This window comes from Microbacterium sp. NPDC055521 (assembly GCF_053619695.1).
In genome coordinates, this window is record NZ_JBSHJX010000001.1 from 30,893 (window position 1) to 55,804 (window position 24,912).

Consider the following 24,912-nt stretch of genomic DNA (forward strand, 5'->3'; position numbering starts at 1 on the left):
GAGCAGTCCGGACGGGGCTCGTTGACTCGTGACGTCAGCCTCGTGCGCCAGCGGGCTCCCGCTCGTCCTCGGCGTTCGAGCCGGTCTTGATGACCCGCGATGCGCGGATGGGGTGACCTGCCGTCGACAGGCACTTGCCGGTCTTCAGGTCCCACTTCCAGTCGTGCATCGAGCAGGTGAGCACGCCGTCCTCGATCGTGCCGGTGCGGGTGAGGTCGGCGCGCAGGTGCGGGCAGCGGCGCTGCACGACCCAGTCGTCGATCTCGGCGTCCTCGGTCTGGTCGGTCTGCTCCTGGTACCAGTTCTCGACGTACTCGATGCGGTCGACCGAGAGGCACTTGAGGAAGGTGGTGAGGAACTCGTTGAACTTGCCGCTGCGTCCGACCGAGAACTGCATCGAGAGGAAGATCGAGTTCGACCAGTCGATCTCGTGGTCGCGGATGTTCGTCGAGACGAGATCGGCGGGGATCGTGTACCAGTAGATGCACTCCTCGCCCGCGTACTCGCGGACCTTCGCCTTCGGGAAGTCGACGACCATGTCCAGCTCGCCGATCTTGAAGCGCACGTTGCCGCCGACGCCGAGGCGGATGGTGCGCGACTTCTTCAGCAGCGGCTCCCACCACTCCTTGATCGCGGCGAGCATCTCGGCCGGCGGGAGGACCTCGGCGCGGGTGGCCTCCTCGTCGAGGATCTCCTGCTGGCGCGTCGCGCGCTGCTCTTCGAGGTACTCCCACTTCTCGTCGAAGATGTGGTCGATCTCGTCCTGCGAATACAGGCTCTGCGAGACGGTCAACTCACCGTGGTTCATCTCCACGACGGTGCCCGGGATGAAGAGGTGGCCGTCGTACTTCGGCGCCAGCTCCTTCATGTGCGCCAGGAACTCCTTCTGATCCGTGAAGATCGAGTCGTCGTCCTGGCCGGTGCCGTTGAAGCGGAACAGCTCGTCACGAAGGAACATGGGAGGCCCTGCCATCGGGAAGACGTGCGGCGCGTCGACCTTCTCGATGTAGTACATGGCGCGCTTGTTCTGCGCGTCGCGCTTCAGCGCGGCGAACTTCTGCTTGGCATCCTGAGGCAGGTCGTAGACCATCGGCCACCAGATCGCGCCCGACACCTGCGTGAAGTACGCCTCGGGCTTGCCGAATGACAGCAGCGCCTCCAGATCCAGCGGGTGCGAGTCGTTCTGGTTGAGGATGGATGCCGTGCCGTCGTCGACGCTCAGCGACGAGTCGCCGATCGGGCCGTCGCTCGGGGCACGCAGCGGTGTGATCATGATCTTCAGATCACCGCGTTCGATCACCTGGCCGGCGGGCGCGTAGGTGATGTTGTGGTAGCCGAGCGCCCGGATGTCGACCTCGAGGTCGTCGGTCACGTACTCGGGCAACAGCACCTCGATGTCCTTCGAGATGTACTTCTCGAGCAGGTTCGGGTCGAAGTGGTCGCGGTGACGGTGCGAGATGTACAGGAAGTCCGCCTCGCGTCCCAGCCGCTCCCAGTCGAGGCCGCGGTTGTCGGGGAACGGGAACCACGAGCCGTAGAAGGAAGGTCCGAGAACGGGGTCGCAGATGATGTTTCCGCCGACCGTCTCGATGAACATCCCGGCGTGGCCGAGTCCCGTGATCCGCATGTCTCTCCTCAAGGTTGGACGACGTCGATTCTACCGAGCGCTCCCTGAGCGCGTCCGATGACCGGCCGTGGTTATCCGGATGCCCGTGGCGGGCTGCTCAGGGCTCGAGCAGCCCGCGGATGTCGTCGGCGGTGAGCGCCTGCGAGAACAGCGCCTCATCGTCCATCACCGCGGTGAAGAGCCGAGCCTTGCGCTGCTGCAGCGCCAGCACCTTCTCCTCGATGGTGCCCGCGGCGATCAGCCGGTACACGAACACGGGCTGCGTCTGACCGATCCGGTGCGTGCGATCGATGGCCTGGGCTTCGGCCGCGGGGTTCCACCACGGGTCGAGCAGCAGCACGTAGTCGGCCTCGGTGAGAGTGAGCCCGAACCCGCCGGCCTTGAGGCTGATCAGGAACACCGGGGCCTCACCCGAGCGGAACCCGTCGATGACATCGTCGCGGCGGCGCGTGGACCCGTCGAGGTAGTCGTAGGCGATGCCCGCGGCGCGCAGCCGCTCTGCGGCCATCTCGAGGTACGACGTGAACTGGCTGAAGACGAGCGCCCGGTGCCCTTCGGCGCGCAGCTCCTGCACGTGCTCGAGCAGCACGTCCAGTTTGGCGGAGGTCGCGTCCTCGGCATCCGGGTCGATCAGCCGCGGCGACAGCGCGAGCATCCGCAGCATCGTGAGCGAGCGGAACACGATGAAGCGATTGCGGTCGAGGTCGGCGAGGAGGCCGAGCACCTTCTGGCGCTCTCGCTGCAGGACTGTGTCGTAGACGGCTCGGTGCGCGGGGCTCAGGTCGACGAACAGCTCCTGCACCTGCTTCTCGGGCAGGTCGCTCGCGACCAGTTCCTTCGTACGTCGCAGCATGAGTGGTCGGATGCGGTGGCGCAGCCGTTCGAGCCGTCGCTGCCCGTACGGGGCGCCCTCCTCGTTCTCCGGCACCTTGCCCTGCTCGATCGGCTGCACGTACTCCTCTCGGAAGCGACGCTGAGACGGGAACAGCCCCGGCGCGGTCAGCGAGAACAGCGCCCACAGGTCGGTCAGGCTGTTCTCGAGCGGCGTGCCGGTGACGGCGATCGTGACGTCGGATCTCAGCTGCGCGATCGCCTGGTGCACCTTCGTGGCGGGGTTCTTCGCGAACTGGGCCTCGTCGATGATCACACCCGCCCAGTCGATGCCCTGGTACTCCTCGGCATCGAGTCGCAGCAGCGTGTACGAGGTGACGATGATGTCGGCCCCGGGGGCCATCGCGGAGATCTCGTCCGCTCGACGCGATCCGGTGCCGTCGACGACGCGAACGCGCAGGTCGGGGGCGAACCGGCTCGCTTCGCTGCGCCACGTGCCGAGCACTGAGGTGGGTGCGACCACGAGGAAGGGACGCTGCTCCCCCGCCTCCACCGCGTGCGCGATGAGCGCGAGCAGCTGAAGGGTCTTTCCCAGGCCCATGTCGTCGGCGAGGATGCCCCCGAGCCGGTGCTGCCACAGAAAAGCCAGCCAGTCGAGTCCCTGCTGCTGGTAGGGACGCAGCTGGGCGCGGAGGCCCGCAGGCGGTGCGGTGGGAGGCACGCGCTCGATGCCGCGCAGGCCCTCGGCCGTGGCGCGCCAGCTGACCGCCTGCTCCGATTCGTCGGCGAGGTCTTCGAAGTCCTCCCAGAGCGCGGTCTGATAGCGGCTGATCCGCGGGCCTGTCTCCCACTCGGTGAGCGCGCCCGCCTCGTCGATGAGGTCACGCAGCTGCTGCAGGGCGGGATGAGCGAGGGAGAAATACGTGCCGTCGACGAGCATGAGCTTGGTGCGCCGCATGCTCAGCGCGGTGAACAGCGGCGTGAACGGGATGGAGTGTCCGTCGATCTTCACGAGCACTCCGAGGTCGAACCAGTCGGCGTCGGTCGACTCGACGGTCGAGACTGAGATCTCGGGCGTCCCGGTCAGCTCCCTGTACCGGGTTCGACGGCCCGTGACGACGACTTTCACGTCGGAGGCCTCGAACGCGGGCAGGACGTGCGCGGACCACTCGGCCGCGTCGAGCTGTGCAAGGTCGGCGCGATCGCGGAATTCTTCGCGCGTGGCACCGGCCCAGAGCGCCTCGATCTCGCGGAGGCGCCGGTGCTCGGCATCCGGATCGCGGAACGGCTCCGAGCCCTCGGCGACGGCGACGGAGCCGTGCCCGGCGTACTCCCATCCGAATCGATACGTGACGCGGTGCCGGTCTCGGAACGCCACCCGCAGCACCGGCTCGGGCACGGCGAGCGACGGCAGCGCGAGGTGGTCGGGGGCCGTCACCACCGTCTGCCTGGCGAGCACGGGGTACGCCTCGGCGAGGAACGTCTCGCGGTCGTGCGGTGCGACATCGATCGATGCGGGCGTGTTGAGCGCGTTCAGAACGGCGGGTGCGAGCGCGATGCGCGCGATGGTCACGGCGACTCCCGATCCCACCAGTTCCCACCGGTACAGTCCGATGCGCCCGATCGGGCGCAGCTGCGCAGCCGGCGCAGGCCGCCCGTCGAGTACGGCCTCGGCGCCGACGATGAGCCCTCCGCTGTCAGCCGGGTCGATGCGCAGCCCGATCGTCGCGTCCTCGGCGAACTGGACGGCGGTGTGCTTCTGCGTCGAGATGATCGGGATGCCCAGTCCCGCCAGCGCGTCGACGTGCTGCCACAGCAGCGGCGTCTCGACCCGGTCGAGGGCGATCCAGTCACCCGCGGTGCCCGAGAGCAGCGAGTCGCGCGCGATGTTGAGGAAGTCGGTGAACCAGCGCGCCTGGTCGGCATCGAAGCGCGCCGACGAGCGCCGCACGGAGTCCCAGGAAGCCTCGCCGTGGATCCATCGGCCCGTCGACGCGCTGCGCATGAGCGGGCGGACGCAGAGCAGGATCTCACCGTGATCGCCGGCGAGGTCGCGAGGTGTCGCCGTCTGCAGGGCGGCCGGCCCCCACCGGTCGAACGAGTGGCGGGGCCGCGTGCGCAGCTCGATTCCCAGCGCGAGGGGCAGCGCGGACGTCGCCGCGGGCGGAGCGTTCAGCAGCGCACGCCACGCCGGCGGCGGAACGGGGCGGGCGAACGCCCCGAACTGCTCCCACGGCTCGCGCGGCGGCGGCGGGGCGGGGGACGCCGCGGCGGGCCGCTCGGGCGCGCTGTCGAGCGTCTCATCCGCGTCGGCACCGATGAGGATGGCCGCGATCGCGTGCTTACAGGCCGCGGCGACCGGGCACGTGCAGTTGGTCGTCATGATCCGCGGCCCGTCGAAGCGCACCCGGCACCGGTAGGGAGCACGTTCACTGCCGAATACGCCGGCGGTGAGCGTCTGAGATGCGGCATCCCACCGCACGTCGGCGACGCGACCGCGACGGGCGTAGTCGAGCCCGCGCTGGTAGCCGCCGTCGCCCGCCAGGGCGCGCAGCACCGTGGCGGGAGGGCGAGGAGAGCTCATGACAGCATCCTCCCCGTCACCACCGACACGCGCTCAGCGCCGGCTGCGACTCAGATGGATCGGGCGATGCGGGCCAGCACGCCGTGCACGAACCCGCCGGAGTCCTCGGTCGAGAGCTCCTTGGCGAGTTCGACGGCCTCGTCGATTGCGACGGCGGTGGGAACCTCGTCGTTGTAGACGATCTCCCAGGTGCCGATGCGCAGCAGGGCGCGGTCGACGGCGGGCATCCGCTCGAGCTTCCAGTCGTTGCTGTGCGTGGTGATGTGCTCGTCGATCTCATCGCGGTTGTCGATGATGCCGTCGACGATGTCGCGGGCGTACAGCCACGAGGCCTCGCGAGACGGCTCGCTGGCGGCGCGCTTGGCGGCTGCGGCGAGCACGACCGAGAGCTCCTCGCCGCGTACGTCGGCCGAGAAGAGGATGTCGAGGGCGCGCTTGCGCGCCTTGGTGCGGGCGCTCAAGGTCAGTCGTTGACGCGGCCGAGGTAGTCGCCCGTGCGGGTGTCGACCTTGACCTTGGTGCCCTGCTCGAGGAACAGCGGAACCTGGATCTCGTAGCCGGTCTCGAGGGTCGCGGGCTTGGTGCCGGCCGACGAGCGGTCGCCCTGCAGACCGGGCTCGGTGTACGTGACCTCGAGCACGACCGAGGCGGGCAGCTCGATGTAGAGCGGGTTGCCGTTGTTCAGCGCGATCTGCACCTGCTGGTTCTCGAGCATGTAGTTCTTCGCGTCGCCGACGGTGGCCGCGGGGACGTTGATCTGGTCGTAGTCCTCCTGGTCCATGAAGACGAAGCTGTCGCCGTCGGTGTACAGGTAGGTGAAGTCGCGACGGTCGACGTTCTCGATCTCGATCTTCGTGCCGGCGTTGTAGGTCTTGTCGACCGACTTGCCCGTGACGACGTTCTTCAGCTTGGTGCGGACGAAGGCGCCGCCCTTGCCGGGCTTGACGTGCTGGAACTCCACGACGCTCCAGAGCTGTCCGTCGATCTTGATGACGACGCCGTTCTTGATGTCTGCGGTGGATGCCATGGTGATGCGGGTCCGTTCGTTCAGAAGCTTCGAGGGCCGGCGCGGTTGCGCGCGGGAAGGTGGCCAAATAGCGATTCTATCGGATGCCCCGGATCGGCCGATCTGATCGCGTACCACCCTCGACAGATTCGAAGTTTTGTTCTATACTGGTGTGGTGTTCATCGATGAGGAGTCCGGTACGAGCCCGCAGTCTGCGGGCGATGTGCTGAGCGTGCTCCTCGATGACGTGACGTGCTCCGAGGTGGACGCGAACCGGTATGCCGCGCGGCAGGCGCAGCGCGTGGTGGAAGCGGTCGAGTTCGCGCGTCGGCATCCGGAGATCTACACGATCGACGCCGACGTGCAGATGGCCGAGCGGGCGGTGGTGCTGGAGCTGTCGCTGCGGTTGCGGATCTCGCAGGAGCGGGTGCGGGAGCTGTGCTCTGTCGCTGAGACGGCGGCGCGGGATCTGCCGCTGCTGTGGCAGCGCGCCCGTGACGGGTTCGCGTCGATGCACAACGTCGGGGTGATCGTCACCGCCGCCGGCCCGCTCGCCTCCCCGCTCGGCGCGCCGCAGGAGGTTCGGGATGCCGAGGCCGCCGCGCTCGCCCGGCTGGATCAGGCCGCGCACGAGTGGGTGCTGACCTGCTCATCAGCGGTGCTGCGGCAGCGGGCGAAGAAGCTCGTCGACCGGATCACCGGCGACACCGCCGCCCGCCGACACACCCGCGCGATGGCCGACCGACACGTGAGCGTCTCCCCCGCCGGCGATGGGATGTCGTGGATCACCGCGCTTCTTCCCACTCACGACGCGGTCGCCGCGATGCGGCGTCTGACCGCGACGGCGAAGCACATGCAGAAGGCCAAGCGCGAGGGCAGAACACGCAGCCAGATCCGTGCTGACCTGTTCAGCCAATGGCTGCGCGGTGTCGGCACCGCGACGGCGGTGAAGACGAAGCTGTTCGTCACCGTGCCCGTCCAGCTGCTCGCCGGCGACCCGGTCCCGGTGGAGTCCGCGTCGATCGTCGGCGGCGACACGATCGACCCGCTCACCGCGAAGCAGATGTTCCTCGACGCCCGCGGCTTCAGGCGGGTGATCACCGACCCCGTCACAGGCGCGATCGTCGACATGGACCGGCGCACCTACCGGCCCACGCAAGCGCAACGCGACTGGCTGACCCTGGGCCATGGCACCTGCTCCCGCGACGGGTGCACCCGCCTCGCGGTCGACGCCGACCTCGACCACGACCGGCCCTGGGCGAAAGGTGGGACGACGGATCTGAGTCAGCTCCGTCCCCTGTGTCCCCGCGATCACACACTGCGACATCGCACCCGAATCCGGTATCGGACGCGACCCGACCACACCGTGCAGGTCATCTCCTCCACCGGATACACCAGCACCGCACCACCACCCTTCTGACGATCGACCTGCAGAGCATCTTGAGCGGCCAGCGATCTCCGGTCGGCTAGTTCTCGCACGACCCTCCTCTAGGTAGACTGATCTACCTAGAGGAGGGTCGTGGATGCCGAGCGAGGTCACCGTACGGACGAAGTTGCTGGATGCCGCGTCGCGTCTGTTCTACGCAGACGGGATCGCGGCGACGGGTATCAACGCGATCACCGCCGCGGCCGGGGTGGCGCGGATGAGTCTCTACAACAACTTCACATCGAAAGACGAACTGGTGTTGGCATACATCGAGGCCCGCCACGACGAGTGGCTTGCGCTTTACATGGCGCGAGCTGGAGACGGTGCCGGTCCGAAGCGAAGCGTTGTCGCTGTCTTCGACGCCTATATCGATCACGCGGAGATCGGGTACGAGCACGGTTTCCGCGGCTGTGGGCTGTTGAACGCTGCGGCGGAGCTTCCGGTGGGGTCGCCGGGCCGTGGTGCCGTCCGACGACACAAGGCGCAGGTCGAGCAGATCCTCTCCGATCACCTGAGCGAGCTGACCTCGCCCTCTGAAGCTCGCGCGCTGGCGGAACACTGCTCATTCCTTCTTGAGGGTGCGATGGCGCGCGCGGGGCTGGAGGGCAGCTCCCAGCGACTCGAGCACGCGAAGCAGCTCGCCACACGCCTGCTGGTTGCTCTGTGAACCGTGGGCGTCTGTCCGGACTCGCAGCGATCACGGTCACGTCCGTGCTGTGGGGCACCACCGGGACCGCGGCGACGTTTGCGCCCGGTGTGGGTCCTCTCGCGATCGGGTCTGCGGCGTTGGGGATCGGCGGGCTCCTGCAGGCGCTGATCGCCGTGCCCGCATTGCGAGCCGAGTGGGAGGCACTGCGTGACCAGCGATGGATCGTGATCATCGGCGCGCTGGCGGTCGCGATCTATCCCCTCGTGTTCTACAGCTCCATGCACACAGCCGGGGTCGCGGTCGGCTCGGTTGTGTCGCTCGCCTCCGCTCCGCTCGCCTCCGGGATCCTGGAACGGGTTGTGGACAGGCGTCCTCTGAGCCGGTGGTGGATGCTTGCCGCGGCGCTGGGCGTACTCGGCAGCACGTTTCTGTGCGTAGCCAAGATCGAGGACGAGGCCAGCTCTGCATTCCACACGGTTCTGGGCATCGCACTCGGTCTGGTGGCCGGCATCACCTATGCCACCTACTCCTGGGCATCGCACCGGCTGATGAGCGGAGGTACCAGCCGCGGAGCGTCGATGGGCGCCGTGTTCGGCGGCGGTGGCCTTCTTCTTCTGCCGGTCCTCGTCCTCACCGGCGCTTCGCTTCTCGACTCAGGTCAGAACATTGCCGTCACCGCCTACATGGCGCTCGTGCCGATGTTCCTCGGATATCTGCTGTTCGGATACGGCCTCACCAAAGTGCGAGCAAGCACCGCCACCACGGTCACCCTCATCGAACCCGCGATCGCGACGGTCCTTGCCGTCCTTGTCGTCGGTGAGCGTCTCACCACTCTCGGGTGGGTCGGCCTCCTCACCATCGCAGGCGCGCTCGTCATCTTGGCTGTCGCACCCACCAACGCTGATCCCGTTCCGGATGCCGTCTGGATCAGCCGTCGGGGCCCGTCCGAATCTGCGAGCCCGTCCGTTCCGGGCGGCTGAGATCAGAGCAGGGCGGCCAGCTCCCGCACGGCGCGCGCGTAGCCGTCGACTCCCTCGCCGACCACGCGCACGGCGGCGACGTCCTGGAGGTACGAGAAGTGCCGGAACTTCTCTCGGGCGTACACGTCGGAGATGTGCACCTCGGCGAACGGCAGGCCGACGCCGGTCAGAGCGTCCCGCAGCGACACCGAGGTGTGCGTGAGCCCGGCGGGGTTGATGATGATCGCCGCGCAGTCCTCGCGAGCCGCGTGGATCGCGTCGATCAGCACGCCCTCGTGATTGCTCTGCAGCGCGCGCAGCTCGTACCCGGCGTCGGCCGCGGCTGTCGCCGTGAGCTGCTCGACGTCGGCGAGCGTCGCGATCCCGTAGACGTCGGGCTCGCGCGTGCCGAGCAGGTTGAGGTTCGGGCCGTTCAGCAGCATCATCCGGCGGGTCTCGGTCATCCGACGATCTCCTGGTAGGCGGCGAACATGAGCGACTCGTCCGGCGCCTGCACGACGGTCGGCTTCGCGATGTCGTCGAGCAGGATGAAGCGCAGCATCCCGCCGCGCGCCTTCTTGTCGCGCTGCATGGTCGCCAGCAGCTGCTGCCAGGCGCCGGCGCGGTAGGTCGTCGGCAGCCCGAGCGACTCGAGCACGGTGCGATGCCGATCGGCACCGGCATCCGACAGCCGACCGGCCAGACGCGACAGCTCGGCGGCATACATCATGCCGATCGAGATCGCCGCACCGTGGCGCCACTGGTAGCGCTCGGCGTGCTCGATGGCATGTCCGAGCGTGTGGCCGTAGTTCAGGATCTCGCGCAGGCCAGCCTCACGGAAGTCGTCCGAGACGACCTTCGCCTTCATGTCGATCGCGAGCTCCACCGTGCGGCGGAACTCGTCGGTCGTCGGATCGACTGCTCGCTCGGGAGAGGCCTCGATGATGTCGAGGATCTCCGGCGCCCAGATGAACCCTGCCTTGACGACCTCTGCGTATCCCGCTGTCGCCTCGTTCGCACTCAGGGTCTGCAGCTCGTCGAGATCGCCGACGACAGCCCGCGGCGCCCAGAACGCCCCGACCATGTTCTTGCCTTCGGCCGTGTTCACGCCCGTCTTGCCGCCTACGGCCGCGTCGACCAGACCGAGCACGGTGGTCGGCACCTGCACGACCTGCACGCCGCGCAGCCAGGTCGCCGCCACGAAGCCGGCGACATCGGTCACCGACCCGCCGCCGTAGCCGACGACGGCGTCGGTGCGGGTGAAGTCTGCCTGGCCCATCACCTGCCAGCAGAACGCCGCCACTTCGATGCGCTTGCCGGCCTCGGCATCCGGGATCTCGGCGAGCAGCACCTCGAGACCGCCGTCCGACATGAGTCGCTCCCGCAGTTCGGCCGCCCGCTTGCCGAGGGTGGGCGGATGCACGACGAGCACCTTGCGCACCGCGGGGTCAAGAGCCGACTGCACGCGGTCGAGGATGCCCCGCCCCACAGTGATGTCGTAGGGCGTGTGTCCGGAGACGCTGATCGTGGTGGTGGTCATGGCTGCTTCCTCCTCCAGGCGGCGATCTTCTCCGCCAATGCCCGCATGGGTCTGCGTGATGTGTCGACGGTGAGGTCGGCGACCTCCTCGTACCACCCTCGCCGCTGGTCGAAGATGGTGCGCCACCTCTCCACGGGGTTCTCCTCGCCGGTCAGCAGCGGGCGGCTGCCTCCGCTGATGCGCCTTTCGACGGCCTCTGCGGTGACGGTCAGGAAGACGACCGGGTGCCGGTGCAGCAGGGCACGGGTCTCGGCGTCGGTCACCGCGCCCCCGCCCAGCGACACCACACCGCCCTCCGCGATGGCCGCCGCGACGGCCTCGCGCTCGAGCTCGCGGAAGCGCGCTTCGCCGTGTGCGGCGAAGATCGCCGGGATCGGGCCGTGCTCGGCCGCGATGCGCTTGTCGGTGTCGATGAACGGCACGTCGAGCAGCCGGGCGACCTTGCGGCCGACGCTCGTCTTGCCCGCTGCCATCGGGCCCACCAGCACGAGGGTCAGCGGCTGATCAGACGAGCTCATCATGGGCGACCAGTGCCGCCTCGGATGCGGGTGCGGTGCGCAGCGACTCGGGGATCGCCGCCAGGTAGGACTCGAGGTTGCGTCGTGTCTCGCGAATGCTGTCGCCGCCGAACTTCTCGAGTAGCGAGTTCGCGAGTTCTATGGCGACCATGGCCTCGGCGACGACACCTGCCGCCGGCACGGCGCAGACGTCGGAACGCTGGTGGTGCGCCGTGGCGGTCTCGCCGGAGGCGACGTCGACCGTGCGCAGGGCACGGGGCACCGTGGCGATGGGCTTCATGCCGGCCCGCACGCGCAGCACCGTGCCGGTGCTCATGCCGCCCTCGATGCCGCCGGCGCGGTCGGATGCCCGGGTGATGCCGTCGTTCGCGGCGAACAGCTCGTCGTGGGCGGCAGAACCGCGGCGGCGCGTCGTCTCGAAACCGTCACCGACCTCTACCGCCTTGATCGCCTGGATGCTCATCAGCGCCTGCGCGAGGCGGCCGTCGAGCCGGCGGTCCCAGTGCACGTGCGAGCCGATCCCCGGCGGGAGGCCGTAGGCGAGCACCTCGACGATGCCACCGAGCGTGTCGCCGTCCTTGCGGGCCGAGTCGACCTCGGCGACCATGCGGGATGACGTCTCGGCGTCGAAGCACCGCAGCGGATCGGCGTCGAGTGCGTCGACGTCGTCGGGTGTCGGCAGCGCCGCGTACTCCGGCGCTCGCACCGGACCGATCGAGAGGGTGTGACTGACCAGGCGGATGCCGAGCTCGGACAGGAACGAGCGGGCCACCGCGCCGAGGGCGACGCGTGCGGCGGTCTCTCGGGCGCTGGCGCGCTCGAGGATCGGTCGCGCCTCGTCGAAGTCGTACTTCTGCATGCCGACGAGGTCGGCGTGACCGGGCCGCGGGCGGGTGAGCGCCGCTCCCCGTCCGCGGGACTTCTCGGTCAGCTCGGTGGGTGCCGGGCTCATCACCTCGGTCCACTTCGGCCACTCGGTGTTGCCGATGCGCAGTGCGATCGGGCTGCCGAGGGTGAGGCCGTGGCGCACGCCGCTGGAGATGGTCAGCTCATCCTGCTCGAACTTCATGCGCGAGCCGCGGCCATAGCCGAGCTTGCGACGCTGGAGGTCGGCCTGAATGGCCTCGGCCGTGACCGTCACACCCGAGGGCAGACCCTCGACGATGGCGATGAGTTCGGGGCCGTGGGATTCGCCGGCAGTGAGCACGCGGAGCATTGCCCTAGTCTCCCATGCCCGCCGACCGCATGATGTCGACTGTGACGGCTTCGTCGGGCAGCTCGCGCTGCTGGTCGCCGTCACGGAAGATGCGGATCTGCCGGACGGCCTGGAACAGCAGCATCTCGAAGCCGGAGATGACGGTGGATGAAGGCCAGAGCGCTGCCAGTGCCGACGGCCACGGCGCGTATGCCGCCTCGAAGAGCGTGCCGCCGACGGCGGCGAGGGGCATCGCGATCTCGGCGTCGAGCACCGTGCCGCTCGGCAGCGTCGCGACGGTCGCGTCGACGTCGGATGCGGGAGCTGCGAAGTCCACGGCGCGCAGCTGCACCCCGAGTGCCTCGGCCGTCGGCCGGAGCCGGTCGGCGGCTTGCGGACGCCGGGCGCGGAACTCCACCTCGATCGCACCGAGGTCGCTCAGCGCGACCAGCGCGGATGCCGCGGTGGCTCCGGCCCCGAGAATGCGCCCGCGTCGCACCTCGGCGACCCCGGCGTGGGTGAAGGCGTCGACGATGCCACCCACATCGGTGTTGAATCCGCGCAGGGTCTCGCCGAGAAGCAGGGTGTTCACCGCGCCGGTGAGGGCCGCATGACGGTCGAGCTCGTCGACTGCGTCGTGCGCGACCTCCTTCAGCGGCATGGTCAGCGACAGTCCGCGCCACGAGTCGTCGAGCGAGGTGAGTGCGGGGAGGAATCCGGACCGGTCGACCTGACGGCGCTGGTAGGTCCACTCGAGACCCAGCTGCCGGTAGGCCGCGGTGTGCAGCTGCGGTGAGCGGCTGTGGCCGATCGGGTCGCCCCAGACGGCGAGCCGGGTGCGCCCGGTCACGTCAGCAGCCCGTGTAGTCGGGATGCGCCGAGCACCACGCGCGCATCTTCTTGATGCCCTGCTGATGCTCCTCGTACGTCTCGGAGAACTGGGTTTCACCGGTCGACATGTCGATCGTGACGAAGTACAGCCACGGACCGTCGACCGGGTGCATGGCCGCGTCGATGGCGGCGTCGCCCGCGTTGGCGATCGGTGTGACCGGCAGCCCGGTGATCACGTACGTGTTCCACGGGTTGTCGTCGTGCTGGGCGGCTTCCGAGGTGCTCGCCTTGCCGGCGTGCAGTTCGCCGTACCCGTACTGGGCGGTCGAGTCCATCTGCAGCATCATGCCGTCGGCGACGCGGTTCGCGATGACGCGCGACACCTTCGGGAAGTCCGCGGTGCGCGCCTCGCGCTCGATGATCGAGGCGATCGTGAGCACGCGCTGCACGTCCTCTGCGGGAACGCCTGCCTTCGACAGCGATTCGCGGGTGCGATCGACCATCGCGGCGATCACGTCGTTCGCGGTCGACCCGGGGTCGAACGTGTAGACGGCCGGGAACAGCCAGCCCTCGAGGTTCTGCGCGGAGACGCCGTACGCGGCGGGATCCTGAACGGCGGCCTGCAGGTCCTCGATCGGGATGCCGACTCCCTCGGCGATCTGCGGCAGCGACGATGCGACGGTGCTGCCCTCGGCGATCCGCACCGTGTTGGCCATGCGGTTCTCGGGGTTCGCCAGCGCCTTCAACGCCGCCGCCGCCGTCATCTTCTGCTGGAGCTTGTACACCCCGGGGTAGAAGGTGGCGTTGGGTTCGTTCTCGATCAGGTAGTCGTAGAACACCCGGTCGGTCTTGGTGACCTTCGCCTGGAACAGCGCGGTCGACACCGGCGACCCGGTGTCGCCCTTCTTGATCGTCACGAACGCCTCGCCCGTGGCGATGCCCGATTCGTAGTCCTTCGGCTCGCCCCAGCCCATGATGTCGTCGATCTGGCTCTGGTAGGTGCTGTAGACCCACACGCCCGCCCCGGCGATGATGCCGCCGATCACCAGCAGCACGATCAGGGCGACCAGGCAGCCGCGGCCGCGCCGCTTGCGGGGCACGGGGGTCGCAGCCTCAGGGGAGAACAGAGCGTCGAGGGACGGGTGGTCCTGTCCCGGCTGCGCCGGTTCGGTCGCCGCCGCCTCGATAGCCGTCGGCTCCATCACCGCCTGCTCGGCGGGGTTCCCGCGCTCTGGGGTCTCCCCTGGCGTCGACCCCTGCTCCGCTGCTTCACGAGCGGCCGCCTGACGCAGCGCTCGGCGCGAACCGGGCGCCGGCTCGTCGCGGGCGGCGCGCTCGGGCAGCGGCGTCGAAGCCGTCGGAACGTTGTCGAAGAATTCGCCGAGCGAGTCGGATCTGCGATCGTTCGGGTCAGACATCGCGGGGCGGCTCCTGGGCAGAGGGGATCAACGCACCGGCGGGCATTCCGGTGCTCTTCTCGGTGTCCACGGCATGCTGCAACAGCACCACTGCGGCCACTTGGTCGACAATGCTACGAGACTTCTTCTGCGTTCGCCCGGAAGCACGCAGAGCGGAGTGGGCGCTGACAGTGCTGAGTCGCTCGTCCACCATGCGCACGTCGAGGCCGGAACGCTGCTGCAGCTCCTCAGCGAAGCCGCGTGCATCCGCGGTCGACAGCGTCTCCGCACCGCGCATGTTCACGGGCAGACCCACCACGATCTCCACCGGTTCCCATTCGGCGATGAGCTGCAGGATGCGGTCGATCGACGCACCCGAGCGCGGCACGGTCTCCACCGGCACGGCCAGCATGCCGTCGGGATCGCACCGGGCGACGCCCACGCGCGCCTTCCCGACATCGATCCCGATGCGGGTTCCGCGGCGGAAGCCGGTCACGCTCCGCCGAGCTCCGAGACGATCGCCGAGAGCGCGGCGTCCAGAGCCGAAGCATCCGTCCCCCCGCCCTGAGCGACGTCGTCCTTGCCACCGCCGCCACCGCCGAGCATGCCGGCGGCGATGCGCACGAGGGCACCCGCCTTCGCGCCGTCACCGCGGGCGGCGTCGTTTGTCGCCACCACGACGATCGGCCGGCCGGCGACGATGCCGCCGAAGGCCACGACCGCCGCGTCGGAGCCGAGACGCTCGCGCACGCTCAAAGCGAGGGTGCGGATGTCATCCGCCGAGCCGACCTCACCGAGCGAGGCGCATGCCACACGGTAGCCGCCGACCTGCGACGCGGCCTCGACGAGAGCCGGAACCCGGCCCTGGCGCTCCTTCGCCTCGAACTGCGCGATGCGCTTCTCGGCGGCCTTCAGGTTCGCCTGCAGCTCTTCGATGCGGGCGCCGAGCTGGTCGCGCGGCGCCTTGAGAGCCGAGGTCAGCTGCGAGACGACGGTACGCTCGGCGGCCAGCTCGCGGAAGGCGTCCTGCCCCACAAGTGCCTCGATACGGCGGTTGGATGCCCCGACCGACGACTCGCCGACGAGGCTCACCAGCCCGATCTCGGAACTCGTCGCCACGTGCGTGCCGGCGCAGAGCTCACGCGACCAGGGGCCGCCGATGTCGACCATGCGCACGACGTCGCCGTACTTCTCGCCGAACAGCGCCATGGCGCCGGCTTCCTTGGCCTCGTCGAGCGAGACGATGCGGGTCGTCACCTCGAGGGCCTCGTTCACCGCGCGGTTGGTGATGTCCTCGATCTCCGACCGGGTCTCCAGCGACAGCGGCTGCGTCCACGAGAAGTCGAAGCGCATGTAGCCGGCGCGGTTGAGCGAGCCCGCCTGGGTCGCGGTCTTGCCCAGCGTGTCCCGCAGGGCCGCGTGCACGAGGTGCGTGGCCGAGTGGGCCTGCCGAGCCGCACGCCGGTTGGCGGCGTCGACCACGGTGGTCGCGCGGTCATCGACCGACACCGAGCCCGTGACCACGTGCACGGTGTGGCCGATCAGGCCGGGCACCGGGCGCTGCACGTCGAGCACGTCGAGCTCGAAGCCGGCGCCCACGATCGTGCCCTTGTCGGCGACCTGGCCCCCCGACTCGGCGTACAGCGTGGTCTCGGCCAGGATGACCTCGGCGACCTGCCCCTCGGACGCGGTCTGCGCCGGGGCGCCGTCGACGATCAGCCCGAGAACCCGGGATTCGGTCTGCAGGTCGGTGTAGCCGGCGAAACCGGTCTCGCCCAGCGCGCGGAACTCGCGATACACCGACACATCGGCCAGCTGACGCTTGCGGTTGCGCGCGTCGGCCTTGGCGCGGTCGCGCTGCTCCTTCATGAGCGCGTCGAACGCGGGGCGATCGACGTCGAGCCCCGCCTCCTCGGCGACCTCGAGCGTGAGGTCGATCGGGAAGCCGTACGTGTCGTGCAGCAGGAAGGCCTCCGAGCCGCTGAGGGTGGCGCCGCCCTTCTTCTTGGTGTCGTCCAGCGCGAGGTCGAGGATCGTCGATCCCTGAGCGAGGGTGCGGCGGAAGGTCTCCTCTTCGGCGAACGCGGCGGACGAGAGCGTCGACCAGTCCGCCTCGAGCACCGGGTAGGCCGACTTCATGGCATCCTTCGATGCCTCGAAGAGCTCGGGGAACGACGACGCGTCGACGCCGAGCAGGCGCATCGACCGCACGGTGCGGCGCATCAGGCGGCGCAGGATGTAGCCGCGGCCCTCGTTGGAGGGTCGGACGCCGTCGGAGAGCAGCATCAGCGACGAGCGCACGTGATCCGCGATGACGCGGAAGCGCACGTCGTCTTCGTGGACGGCGCCGTACTTCCTGCCGGAGAGCTCGACGGCGCGGTCGAGAACCGGACGCACCTGGTCGATCTCGTACATGTTCTCTACGCCCTGCTTGAGGAAGGCGACGCGCTCGAGACCCATGCCCGTGTCGATGTTCTTCATCGGCAGCTCGCCGACGATGTCGAACTCGGTCTTGCCGCGGACGTTCTCGACGAAGTCCTGCATGAACACGAGGTTCCAGATCTCGAGGAAGCGGGAGTCGTCTGCGGCCGGGCCGCCGTCCTTGCCGTAGGCCGGCCCCCGGTCGAAGAAGATCTCCGAGTCCGGTCCGCCGGGACCGGGCTGGCCGGTGTTCCAGTAGTTGTCCGCACGACCCAGTCGCTGGATGCGCTCGGGCTTGAGCCCGATGATGTCGCGCCAGATGGTCTCGGCCTCGTCGTCGGTCTGGTAGACGGTGACCCAGAGGTCCTTCTCGTCGAAGCCGAGCCCGCCGTCGGCCTCGGACGAGGTGAGCAGCTCCCAGGCGTAGCGGATCGCGCCTTCCTTGAAGTAGTCGCCGAACGACCAGTTGCCGAGCATCTGGAAGAACGTGCCGTGACGTGCCGTGCGACCGACCTCTTCGATGTCGTTGGTTCGGATGCACTTCTGCACGTCGGCGATGCGCGGGTGCGGAGCGGGAACGACCCCGGTGAGGTACGGGATCATCGGCACCATGCCGGCGACGGTGAAGAGCAGCGACGGGTCATCGCTGACCAGGGATGCCGACGGGACGATGAGGTGGTCGTGCTTCTCGAAGTAGTCGAGGTACCGCTGCGCGATCTCCGCAGTTTTCATAGAGCTCGTGGCATTCCTTGCGTGGGAGCGCCGCGTCGGTGCGCGCGGCGAGTGTGAATCGGGATCAGTCGTCTGCGGGGTCGGACAGGCGGGCTTCCTGCTGCCGATACGCGTCGCCGATGACGGCGGTGACCTGAGACAGACGGGCGTCGAGGTCTGCGAAGATCTCCTGCCCGCGAGGGTCCTTGTTCATGAAATGGGCGGCGACGAATCCGCCGATCACGCCGGTCAGGAACCAAGACAGTCTCTTCATCGCTCCATCCTACGACGAGAGGCGCCGGGGAAACCCCGACGCCTCTCGTGCGAGCCGTCGACCGGCTCAGGCACTCCGTGTCTTATCGAGCTGCGTAGTACTCGACGACGAGCTGCACTTCACAGGTCACGGGAACCTCGGCGCGCTTCGGGCGACGCACCAGGCGTGCCTGCAGCTTGTCGAGCTCGACCTCGATGTAGCCCGGAACCGGGGGCAGGACCTCGGCGTGACCGCCGGCTGCTGCGACCTGGAACGGCTCGAGAGCCTCGGACTTGGCCTTGACGTGGATGAGCTGACCCGGCTTGACGCGGAACGACGGGCGGTCGACGAGCTGACCGTCGACGAGGATGTGACGGTGCACGACCAGCTGGCGAGCCTGCGCGGTGGTGCGGGCGAAGCCGGCACGCAGCACGAGGGCGTCGAGACGCATCTCGAGCAGCTCGACCAGGTTCTCACCGGTCAGGCCGTCCTTGCGGCGGGCTTCGTTGAACGCGATGCGCAGCTGCTTCTCGCGGATGCCGTACTGCTCGCGCAGACGCTGCTTCTCACGCAGACGGACGGCGTAGTCGCTGTCGGCCTTGCGCTTGGTGCGGCCGTGCTCACCGGGAGCGTAGGGACGCTTCTCGAGGTAGCGGGCGGCCTTCGGGGTGAGCGGGATTCCCAGCGCACGGCTGAGACGGACCTTGCGGCGGTCCTGGGACTTCGTGACCACGAAGTGTTCCTTCCGTGACGTGGACGCGTCTTTCGCGCCTCACGGGCGTATCGCCTCGCTTCCTCCTTCTCGTCGCGCACGCCGGGGCGCGTCGGGAAGTGGTGCAGGAGAGAGGGATGCCCGAAAACTCGGTTTCGAGCCGGTCAATGCTAACAGATCGGGCTGAGCGTCTCAGCGGTCATCGAGGATCTTGCGGATGCGCTCCAGTCGAGGCGCGATGTCGCGCTCGGCACCGCGGTTCTTCGGCTCGTAATAGCGGCGCCCGACGAGCTCGTCGGGGAGGTACTGCTGCGCGAGGATGCCCGCGTCGCTGTCATGCGGATAGCGGTAGCCCTTGCCGTGCCCGAGGCGCTTCGCGCCCGCGTAGTGCGCGTCGCGGAGGTGGATCGGAACGCGCCCGAATCCACCCGCACGCACGTCGGCGATCGCCTGGTTGATCGCCGTGTAGGCCGCGTTCGACTTCGCGGTCGTCGCGAGGTAGATGGTCGCCTCGGCCAGAGGGATGCGCCCCTCGGGCATCCCGATGAAGGCGACGGCGTCCGCCGCCGCCGTCGCGATGCTCAGCGCCTGAGGGTCGGCGAGACCGATGTCCTCCGCGGCGGAGATCACCAGCCTGCGGGCGATGAAGCGCGGGTCCTCCCCTGCCTCGATCATGCGCGCCAGGTAGTGCACCGCCGCATCGGGATCCGAACCGCGGATCGACTTGATGAAGGCGCTGATCACGTCGTAGTGCTCGTCGCCCTGCCGGTCATACCGCAGCAGCGCGCGATCGACGGCCTGAGCGACGTCTTCATCGGAGACGACGCTCTCCTCGGCCTCCTCGTGCTTCGAGACGGCCACGGCGGCCGCCGCCTCCAGGCCGGTGAGGGCGCGGCGAGCGTCGCCGGAGGCGAGCCGGATCAGCGCGGCCCTGGCGTCGTCCGAGACCGCTACCGCCCCGGCGAGGCCGCGCGCATCGCCGACCGCTCGGTCGAGAAGCACGCCGATGTCCGCGTCGGTGAGGGGCTTGAGCGTCAGCAGCAGCGATCGTGAGAGCAGCGGCGAGATCACCGAGAAGGACGGATTCTCGGTGGTCGCCGCGATGAGGATGACCCAGCCGTTCTCGACGCCGGGCAGAAGGGCATCCTGCTGCGCCTTGGTGAAGCGATGGATCTCGTCGAGGAAGAGGATCGTCGTCTGTCCGTACAGGTCGCGCTGCGTGACCGCCTCCTGCATGACCTCGCGCACGTCCTTCACACCTGCGGTGATCGCCGACAGCTCGACGAATCGGCGCCCCGACGAGCGGGCGATCGCCTGCGCGAGGGTCGTCTTGCCGGTGCCGGGCGGCCCCCAGAGGATGATGGAGACCGCGCCGGGAGCCTTGGCATCCGGATCGGCGAGGGCGACGATCGGCGAGCCCGCACGCAGCAGGTGCTGCTGCCCGGCCACCTCGTCGAGCGAGACCGGTCGCATGCGCACGGCGAGCGGGGTCTGTCCCGACAGGAGGGGCGCGGAGGTCATCCGTCCAGGCTAGTAGGCGGGGCGGACACCCGGCGGTGCCCGGGTAGGCTCGCTCATGAGCCGATCAGGAGGACACCCATGGCAGCACGCGGTTCCCGCACTCCTCAGCGCACTCGTGCCGACGCCGAGCGTGCGCGGCTGTATGCGGCCCGCAGCGCGTGGAACGCCAAAACCGTCCGCCGTCGCCGGCGTGACACGATCGTGGCGGCGGTCGTCGGGTCGTTCATCGTCGTGGGTGCGCTCGCCAGTCAGGCGGTGCACGCGCAGGTGACAGCTCCGGAGCCGACCCCGACGCAGACGCCGTCTCCCGGCCCGTCCGCGAGCAGCTCTCCGGACGCGACGCCCAGCCCTGAGCCGACGCAGACGCCGGGTGAGTGAACTAGGCTGAGCAACGTCCTTTCCCCCTCCCGCGGAGCGACCGCGCAAGGAGATCATCGTGTCTGACAACGACGCCCCCACGCCCACCCCTCCCGTCCCCGGGCCGCCCGTTCCGGCGCCGCCGCGCAAGCCGATGCCCGCCGCGGCACCGGTGGCCGCCGCTGCTCCCGCCGTCGCGCCGGTCGCCTCGGACGCCGCCGAATGGGGTCGCGTCACGGAGGACGGCACGGTCGAGGTGCGCGAGGGAGATGACTGGCGTCCTGTCGGGCAGTACCCCGACGGCACACCGGAAGAGGCGCTGGCGTACTACGCCCGCAAGTACGACGACCTCGCCGTCAAGCTCGGCACCCTCGAGACCCGCGCGCAGAGCGGCGGCGCATCGGCATCCGATCTGACCAAGCAGGCCACGCACCTGAAGAACGAGGCGACGGACGCCGCCGCGGTGGGCGACCTGGTCTCTCTCCGTGAGCGCATCGAGACGTTCCTCGCCTCGCTCGCCGACGCTGCGGCACGGGAGTCCGCAGCCGCGAAGCAGGCCCTGGATGCCGCCATCGCCGAGCGCACCGCGATCGTCGAGAACGCCGAGGCCATCGCCGGCCGCGACCTGTCGAAGGTGCAGTGGAAGCAGGTCACGGCAGAGATGACCGAGCTCTTCGACGCGTGGCAGGCGCACCAGCAGAACGCACCTCGCCTGCCCAAGGGCGTGGCGCAGCAGCTCTGGAAGCGCTTCCGCGACGCGCGCACGACGGTCGACAAGGCACGCCGGGCGTTCTTCTCCGAACTCGACGACGTGCACCGCACCGCGCGTGACGCCAAGGCGCGTCTCGTCGAGCGTGCCGAGGCGCTCGCCCCCCGCGGCGTCGACGGCATCCCCGCCTACCGCGACCTGCTCGACGCGTGGAAGGCGTCGGGTCGTGCCGGCCGCAAGGCCGACGACGCCCTGTGGGCCCGGTTCAAGGCCGCCGGCGACGCGCTGTACTCGGCACGCGCCGAGCAGGCCGCCGCTGAAGAGGCCGATTCGGCTCCGAGGATCGAAGCCCGTGAGGCGCTGCTCGAAGAGGCGAAGGCCGTCGCCGACGAGCCGAACCTCAAGCGCGCACGCGCCCTCCTCACGCGCATCCAGCGTCAGTGGGACGAGGTCGGTCGCATCTTCCCGCGCGAGAAGGAGCGCGCGCTCGATGACCGCATGCGCTCGATCGAGCAGGCGCTCAAGTCGCGTGAGGACGTCGACTGGAAGAAGAACAACCCCGAGACGAAGGCCCGCGTGGGCGACATGAGCTCGCAGCTTGTCGAGGCCATCGAGAAGCTCGAGGCCGAGCTCGCCGAGGCAGAGAAGACCGGTGACAAGCGCGCCGTCAAGGAGGCCACCGAGGCCCTGGCGGCGCGTCGCTCCTGGCTGAGCGCGCTGGGCGGCTGATTCACGCAGCTGATCCGGCATCCGCCGTTATCCACACTATGAGCCGCGGCGTCCTCCTCGAGGGCGTCACGGCTCATACTGTTCAGCGTGTATCCCGCCCTGTTCTACCGTCCGGGTGACCGGCTGAGCCTCCCCGAGCTGAGCGCGGCACGCCTCGACGGCGACGTCGTCGAGGTCGGAGAGGGGTATATGCCGGCGGACACGATCGAAGGCGCGGCCGCGAGAGCCCTGAGCCTGTCCTCTCTCGTCCCACCGGGAACCGCCGTGAGCGGGGTGAGCGCGGCCTGGGTGCACGGAGCGGGCGACGCTCCCCCGCGCATGCATCACGTATCGCGGATCACCGCCGGCCGACAGCGCATCGGCCCGTCGACGCGCGTGATGTACCACGAGAGGCGGCTGGCAGGCGCGGACATCGTGTCGATGGCCGGCCTCTGGGTTCAGACGCCGGAGGCGACGGCCGTGTCGCTGCTGCTCAGCTCGGCGCGCAGCACGGAGGACGAGATCTGGCTGCACGCACTGGTGCGCATCTCCCCCGGCCTGGCCGACGCTGTTCGCGCTCGCGTGCTGCCGCTGGGCAGACGCCCCGGCGCCGTCCACGCTCGACGGATCCTCGCCGGCTGGGCAGGTCAGGATGTCGTGACGCGGTACACGTCGTAGACCGCGTCGATGCGACGGACCGCGTTCAGCACCCGGTCGAGGTGCACCGAATCGCCCATCTCGAAGACGAACCTGCTGAGCGCGAGACGCTCGTCCGTCGTCGAGACGGTGGCCGACAGGATGTTGACGTGGTGCTCGCTGAGCACGCGGGTGACGTCCGAGAGCAGGCCAGAGCGGTCGAGGGCCTCGACCTGGATCTGCACTCGGAACACGCTCTTGGTCGTGGGCGCCCATTCGACCTCGATGAAGCGCTCCGGGTCGGAGCCGAGCGCCTTGACGTTCACGCAGTCCTGACGGTGCACCGAGACGCCGCTGCCCCGGGTGACGAAGCCGACGATGGGGTCACCGGGAACGGGTGTGCAACAGCGGGCGAGCTTGACGAGGATGTCCGATGCACCGCGCACCAGCACCCCGGAGTCGCTCGTGCGCGGCTCGCGCGGCGCAGAGAGGCCGGGCAGCTCGATGGCGCCCGTGCTGGTGTCCTCATCGGCGGCGACGAGGGCGGTGACCTTCTCGAGCACCGACTGCGTCGAGACGTGGCCCTCGCCGACCGCGGCGTACAGCCCGGAGACGTCCTCGTAACGCAGCTGACGTGCGACCTCGGCGAACGACTCCTGGTTCATCAGCCGCTGCAGAGGCAGGTTCTGCTTGCGCATCGCCCGCGCGATCGACTCCTTGCCCTGCTCGATCGCCTCTTCGCGGCGCTCCTTCGTGAACCAACCGCGGATCTTGTTGCGCGCGCGGGTGCTCTTGACGAAGCTCAGCCAGTCCTGGCTGGGGCCCGCGTCGGGGTTCTTCGAGGTGAACACCTCGACGACGTCGCCGCTCTTCAACTCGGTCTCGAGCGGCACCAGGCGTCCGTTGACCTTGGCGCCCATCGTGCGGTGCCCGATCTCGGTGTGCACGGCGTACGCGAAGTCGACGGTCGTCGCGCCGGTGGGCAGGCCGATGACGCGGCCCTTCGGGGTGAAGACGTAGACCTCCTTCGCGCCGATCTCGAAGCGCAGCGAGTCGAGGAACTCGCTCGGGTCAGCCGTCTCGGCCTGCCAGTCGGAGATGTGCGCGAGCCAGGCCATGTCGGCGTCGGCGGCGCGGGCATCCACCTTCCCGCCGTTCATCCGCTCCTTGTACATCCAGTGCGCGGCGACGCCGAACTCCGCCTGCTGATGCATCTCGTGCGTGCGGATCTGGATCTCGACCGTGCGGCCGGACGGGCCGATGACCGTCGTGTGCAGCGACTGGTAGAGGTTGAACTTCGGGGTGGCGATGTAGTCCTTGAACCGGCCGGGCAGCGGGGTCCAGCGGGCGTGGATCGCGCCGAGCACGGCGTAGCAGTCGCGCACCGAGTTGACCAGCACGCGGATGCCGATCAGGTCGTAGATGTCGTCGAACTCGCGACCGCGCACGACCATCTTCTGATACACCGAGTACAGCTGCTTGGGGCGGCCGACCACCTTGCCGCGGATGCGCAGCTCGCGCAGGTCTTCGTTGATCGACTCGACGACGCTGTGCAGGTACTTCTCGCGCTGCGGGGTGCGCTGCGCGATGAGGCTGTTGATCTCGGCGTAGATCTTCGGGTGCAGCACGGCGAACGAGAGGTCCTCGAGCTCGGACTTTATCGTCTGGATTCCGAGGCGGTGCGCGAGCGGCGCATAGATCTCGAGGGTCTCCTTGGCCTTGCGCGCCGACTTCTCGGGCGGCACGAAGCCCCAGGTGCGGGCGTTGTGCAAGCGGTCGGCGAGCTTGATCAGCAGCACCCGGATGTCTTTCGACATCGCCACGATCATCTTGCGGACGGTCTCGGCCTGCGCGCTCTCGCCGTACTTGACCTTGTCGAGCTTGGTGACGCCGTCGACGAGCATCGCGACCTCGTCACCGAACTCGGCCGTCAGCTCGGTGAGCGCGTAGCCGGTGTCCTCGACGGTGTCGTGCAGCAGAGCCGCGGCGATGGCGCGCGGCCCCAGGCCGAGCTCTGCCAGGATCTGCGCCACGGCGAGAGGGTGCGTGATGTACGGCTCGCCGCTCTGGCGGAGCTGGCCCTCGTGCTTCTCCTTGGCGACCCGGTAGGCGCGCTCGATGATGGGCAGATCACCGCGCGGGTGGTTCGCACGGACGGTGCGGATGAGGTTGTCGAGATCGTTGACCCTGGGAGCGCGCGAGAAGATGCGCGGCACCAGTCGGCGCAGGCTCGACACCTGCGTTGACGCCTGCGAATCCGCCATCATCTGCTCCCGTTCCCGATCAGATCATCCTACGCGCGACCGGGCTCGTCGCCGGCC

The 24,912-nt window shown here is 69.0% G+C and carries 22 protein-coding genes; 6 read left to right on the forward strand and 16 right to left on the reverse strand.

All coding sequences use genetic code 11. From position 1 onward, the window contains the following. Positions 1–34: 34 nt before the first annotated feature. From ACWGSM_RS00140 to efp, 4 genes are all read right to left on the reverse strand, one after another. A complete protein-coding gene (locus tag ACWGSM_RS00140; RefSeq protein ID WP_452320987.1) occupies positions 35–1,627 on the reverse strand; it encodes a Rieske 2Fe-2S domain-containing protein in 1,593 nt (530 codons plus the stop codon). 97 nt (positions 1,628–1,724) lie between these two features. Then, on the reverse strand, positions 1,725–5,042 hold the full coding sequence (locus ACWGSM_RS00145) for an SNF2-related protein (protein WP_452320988.1): 3,318 nt from the start codon (positions 5,040–5,042) through the stop codon (positions 1,725–1,727). A gap of 50 nt (positions 5,043–5,092) precedes the next feature. Beyond that, entirely contained in the window at positions 5,093–5,503 is a 411-nt protein-coding gene (nusB, locus tag ACWGSM_RS00150; RefSeq protein WP_452320989.1) for a transcription antitermination factor NusB, read from the reverse strand. A 2-nt stretch (positions 5,504–5,505) separates the two neighbouring features. Continuing rightward, entirely contained in the window at positions 5,506–6,069 is a 564-nt protein-coding gene (gene efp / locus ACWGSM_RS00155) for an elongation factor P (protein ID WP_452320990.1), read from the reverse strand. 154 nt (positions 6,070–6,223) lie between these two features. On the opposite strand from efp, the gene ACWGSM_RS00160 reads away from it, so the two are divergent. The 3 genes from ACWGSM_RS00160 to ACWGSM_RS00170 all read left to right on the forward strand — a co-directional run bounded on the left by ACWGSM_RS00160 (position 6,224) and on the right by ACWGSM_RS00170 (position 9,103). Continuing rightward, on the forward strand, positions 6,224–7,468 hold the full coding sequence (locus ACWGSM_RS00160; RefSeq protein WP_452320991.1) for a DUF222 domain-containing protein: 1,245 nt from the start codon (positions 6,224–6,226) through the stop codon (positions 7,466–7,468). A 103-nt stretch (positions 7,469–7,571) separates the two neighbouring features. Further along, the gene (locus ACWGSM_RS00165; RefSeq protein WP_452320992.1) at positions 7,572–8,141 is read left to right on the forward strand and encodes a TetR/AcrR family transcriptional regulator; all 570 of its coding nucleotides are present in this window, start codon (positions 7,572–7,574) and stop codon (positions 8,139–8,141) included. After that, positions 8,138–9,103: a DMT family transporter gene (locus tag ACWGSM_RS00170; RefSeq protein ID WP_452320993.1), complete on the forward strand. Its 966-nt coding sequence runs from the start codon at positions 8,138–8,140 to the stop codon at positions 9,101–9,103. The genes ACWGSM_RS00165 and ACWGSM_RS00170 overlap by 4 nt, the downstream gene beginning before the upstream one ends. Before the next feature lie 2 nt (positions 9,104–9,105). Here ACWGSM_RS00170 and ACWGSM_RS00175 read toward each other — a convergent pair whose 3' ends face one another. From ACWGSM_RS00175 to ACWGSM_RS00225, 11 genes are all read right to left on the reverse strand, one after another. Beyond that, positions 9,106–9,546 (reverse strand): type II 3-dehydroquinate dehydratase, encoded by a 441-nt coding sequence (locus ACWGSM_RS00175; protein WP_452320994.1) that lies wholly within the window; start codon positions 9,544–9,546, stop codon positions 9,106–9,108. After that, positions 9,543–10,622 carry a 3-dehydroquinate synthase gene (gene aroB / locus ACWGSM_RS00180; protein ID WP_452320995.1) on the reverse strand — a complete coding sequence of 360 codons (1,080 nt, stop codon included), beginning with the start codon at positions 10,620–10,622 and terminating at the stop codon, positions 9,543–9,545. The genes ACWGSM_RS00175 and aroB overlap by 4 nt, the downstream gene beginning before the upstream one ends. Then, a complete protein-coding gene (locus ACWGSM_RS00185) occupies positions 10,619–11,140 on the reverse strand; it encodes a shikimate kinase (RefSeq protein WP_452321261.1) in 522 nt (173 codons plus the stop codon). The genes aroB and ACWGSM_RS00185 overlap by 4 nt, the downstream gene beginning before the upstream one ends. Further along, complete coding sequence (aroC, locus tag ACWGSM_RS00190) at positions 11,127–12,356, reverse strand: chorismate synthase (RefSeq protein WP_452320996.1); 1,230 nt, start codon at positions 12,354–12,356, stop codon at positions 11,127–11,129. The genes ACWGSM_RS00185 and aroC overlap by 14 nt, the downstream gene beginning before the upstream one ends. A gap of 4 nt (positions 12,357–12,360) precedes the next feature. Next, on the reverse strand, positions 12,361–13,185 hold the full coding sequence (locus tag ACWGSM_RS00195; RefSeq protein WP_452320997.1) for a shikimate dehydrogenase family protein: 825 nt from the start codon (positions 13,183–13,185) through the stop codon (positions 12,361–12,363). 1 nt (position 13,186) lies between these two features. Then, entirely contained in the window at positions 13,187–14,584 is a 1,398-nt protein-coding gene (gene mltG / locus ACWGSM_RS00200) for an endolytic transglycosylase MltG (RefSeq protein WP_452320998.1), read from the reverse strand. Continuing rightward, positions 14,577–15,059, reverse strand: a complete 483-nt coding sequence (gene ruvX / locus ACWGSM_RS00205; protein ID WP_452320999.1) for a Holliday junction resolvase RuvX — start codon at positions 15,057–15,059, stop codon at positions 14,577–14,579. Before ruvX ends, mltG begins: the two co-directional genes overlap by 8 nt. Next, a complete protein-coding gene (alaS, locus tag ACWGSM_RS00210; protein ID WP_452321000.1) occupies positions 15,056–17,716 on the reverse strand; it encodes an alanine--tRNA ligase in 2,661 nt (886 codons plus the stop codon). Before alaS ends, ruvX begins: the two co-directional genes overlap by 4 nt. Positions 17,717–17,780: 64 nt before the next feature. After that, positions 17,781–17,969, reverse strand: coding sequence for a hypothetical protein (locus ACWGSM_RS00215; protein WP_071643685.1), 189 nt, complete (start codon positions 17,967–17,969; stop codon positions 17,781–17,783). 82 nt (positions 17,970–18,051) lie between these two features. After that, positions 18,052–18,681, reverse strand: a complete 630-nt coding sequence (gene rpsD / locus ACWGSM_RS00220) for a 30S ribosomal protein S4 (RefSeq protein WP_313357731.1) — start codon at positions 18,679–18,681, stop codon at positions 18,052–18,054. Between the two features lie 171 nt (positions 18,682–18,852). Beyond that, a complete protein-coding gene (locus ACWGSM_RS00225) occupies positions 18,853–20,181 on the reverse strand; it encodes a replication-associated recombination protein A (protein WP_452321001.1) in 1,329 nt (442 codons plus the stop codon). A 78-nt stretch (positions 20,182–20,259) separates the two neighbouring features. On the opposite strand from ACWGSM_RS00225, the gene ACWGSM_RS00230 reads away from it, so the two are divergent. The 3 genes from ACWGSM_RS00230 (at position 20,260) to ACWGSM_RS00240 (ending at position 22,633) form a co-directional block, all read left to right on the forward strand. After that, complete coding sequence (locus ACWGSM_RS00230; RefSeq protein WP_452321002.1) at positions 20,260–20,559, forward strand: hypothetical protein; 300 nt, start codon at positions 20,260–20,262, stop codon at positions 20,557–20,559. A gap of 133 nt (positions 20,560–20,692) precedes the next feature. Beyond that, positions 20,693–21,976, forward strand: coding sequence for a DUF349 domain-containing protein (locus ACWGSM_RS00235; protein WP_452321262.1), 1,284 nt, complete (start codon positions 20,693–20,695; stop codon positions 21,974–21,976). An 87-nt stretch (positions 21,977–22,063) separates the two neighbouring features. After that, entirely contained in the window at positions 22,064–22,633 is a 570-nt protein-coding gene (locus ACWGSM_RS00240; RefSeq protein ID WP_452321003.1) for an SAM-dependent methyltransferase, read from the forward strand. On the opposite strand, the gene ACWGSM_RS00245 is transcribed toward ACWGSM_RS00240, so the two are convergent. Next, complete coding sequence (locus ACWGSM_RS00245) at positions 22,603–24,855, reverse strand: RelA/SpoT family protein (RefSeq protein WP_452321004.1); 2,253 nt, start codon at positions 24,853–24,855, stop codon at positions 22,603–22,605. The two genes, ACWGSM_RS00240 and ACWGSM_RS00245, sit on opposite strands and share 31 nt — an antisense overlap. Between the last annotated feature and the right edge of the window lie 57 nt (positions 24,856–24,912).

Coding starts and splice junctions, on each gene's coding strand:
- ACWGSM_RS00230 (WP_452321002.1), top strand. CDS start 20,260: ATGGCAGCACGCGGTTCCCGCACTCCTCAGCGCACTCGTGCCGACGCC.
- efp (WP_452320990.1), bottom strand. CDS start 6,069: ATGGCATCCACCGCAGACATCAAGAACGGCGTCGTCATCAAGATCGAC.
- ACWGSM_RS00185 (WP_452321261.1), bottom strand. CDS start 11,140: ATGAGCTCGTCTGATCAGCCGCTGACCCTCGTGCTGGTGGGCCCGATG.
- mltG (WP_452320998.1), bottom strand. CDS start 14,584: ATGTCTGACCCGAACGATCGCAGATCCGACTCGCTCGGCGAATTCTTC.
- ACWGSM_RS00145 (WP_452320988.1), bottom strand. CDS start 5,042: ATGAGCTCTCCTCGCCCTCCCGCCACGGTGCTGCGCGCCCTGGCGGGC.
- ACWGSM_RS00175 (WP_452320994.1), bottom strand. CDS start 9,546: ATGACCGAGACCCGCCGGATGATGCTGCTGAACGGCCCGAACCTCAAC.
- aroC (WP_452320996.1), bottom strand. CDS start 12,356: ATGCTCCGCGTGCTCACTGCCGGCGAATCCCACGGCCCCGAACTCATC.
- ACWGSM_RS00215 (WP_071643685.1), bottom strand. CDS start 17,969: ATGAAGAGACTGTCTTGGTTCCTGACCGGCGTGATCGGCGGATTCGTC.
- ACWGSM_RS00225 (WP_452321001.1), bottom strand. CDS start 20,181: ATGACCTCCGCGCCCCTCCTGTCGGGACAGACCCCGCTCGCCGTGCGC.
- ACWGSM_RS00245 (WP_452321004.1), bottom strand. CDS start 24,855: ATGGCGGATTCGCAGGCGTCAACGCAGGTGTCGAGCCTGCGCCGACTG.
- ACWGSM_RS00140 (WP_452320987.1), bottom strand. CDS start 1,627: ATGCGGATCACGGGACTCGGCCACGCCGGGATGTTCATCGAGACGGTC.
- alaS (WP_452321000.1), bottom strand. CDS start 17,716: ATGAAAACTGCGGAGATCGCGCAGCGGTACCTCGACTACTTCGAGAAG.
- ACWGSM_RS00235 (WP_452321262.1), top strand. CDS start 20,693: ATGCCCGCCGCGGCACCGGTGGCCGCCGCTGCTCCCGCCGTCGCGCCG.
- aroB (WP_452320995.1), bottom strand. CDS start 10,622: ATGACCACCACCACGATCAGCGTCTCCGGACACACGCCCTACGACATC.
- ACWGSM_RS00165 (WP_452320992.1), top strand. CDS start 7,572: ATGCCGAGCGAGGTCACCGTACGGACGAAGTTGCTGGATGCCGCGTCG.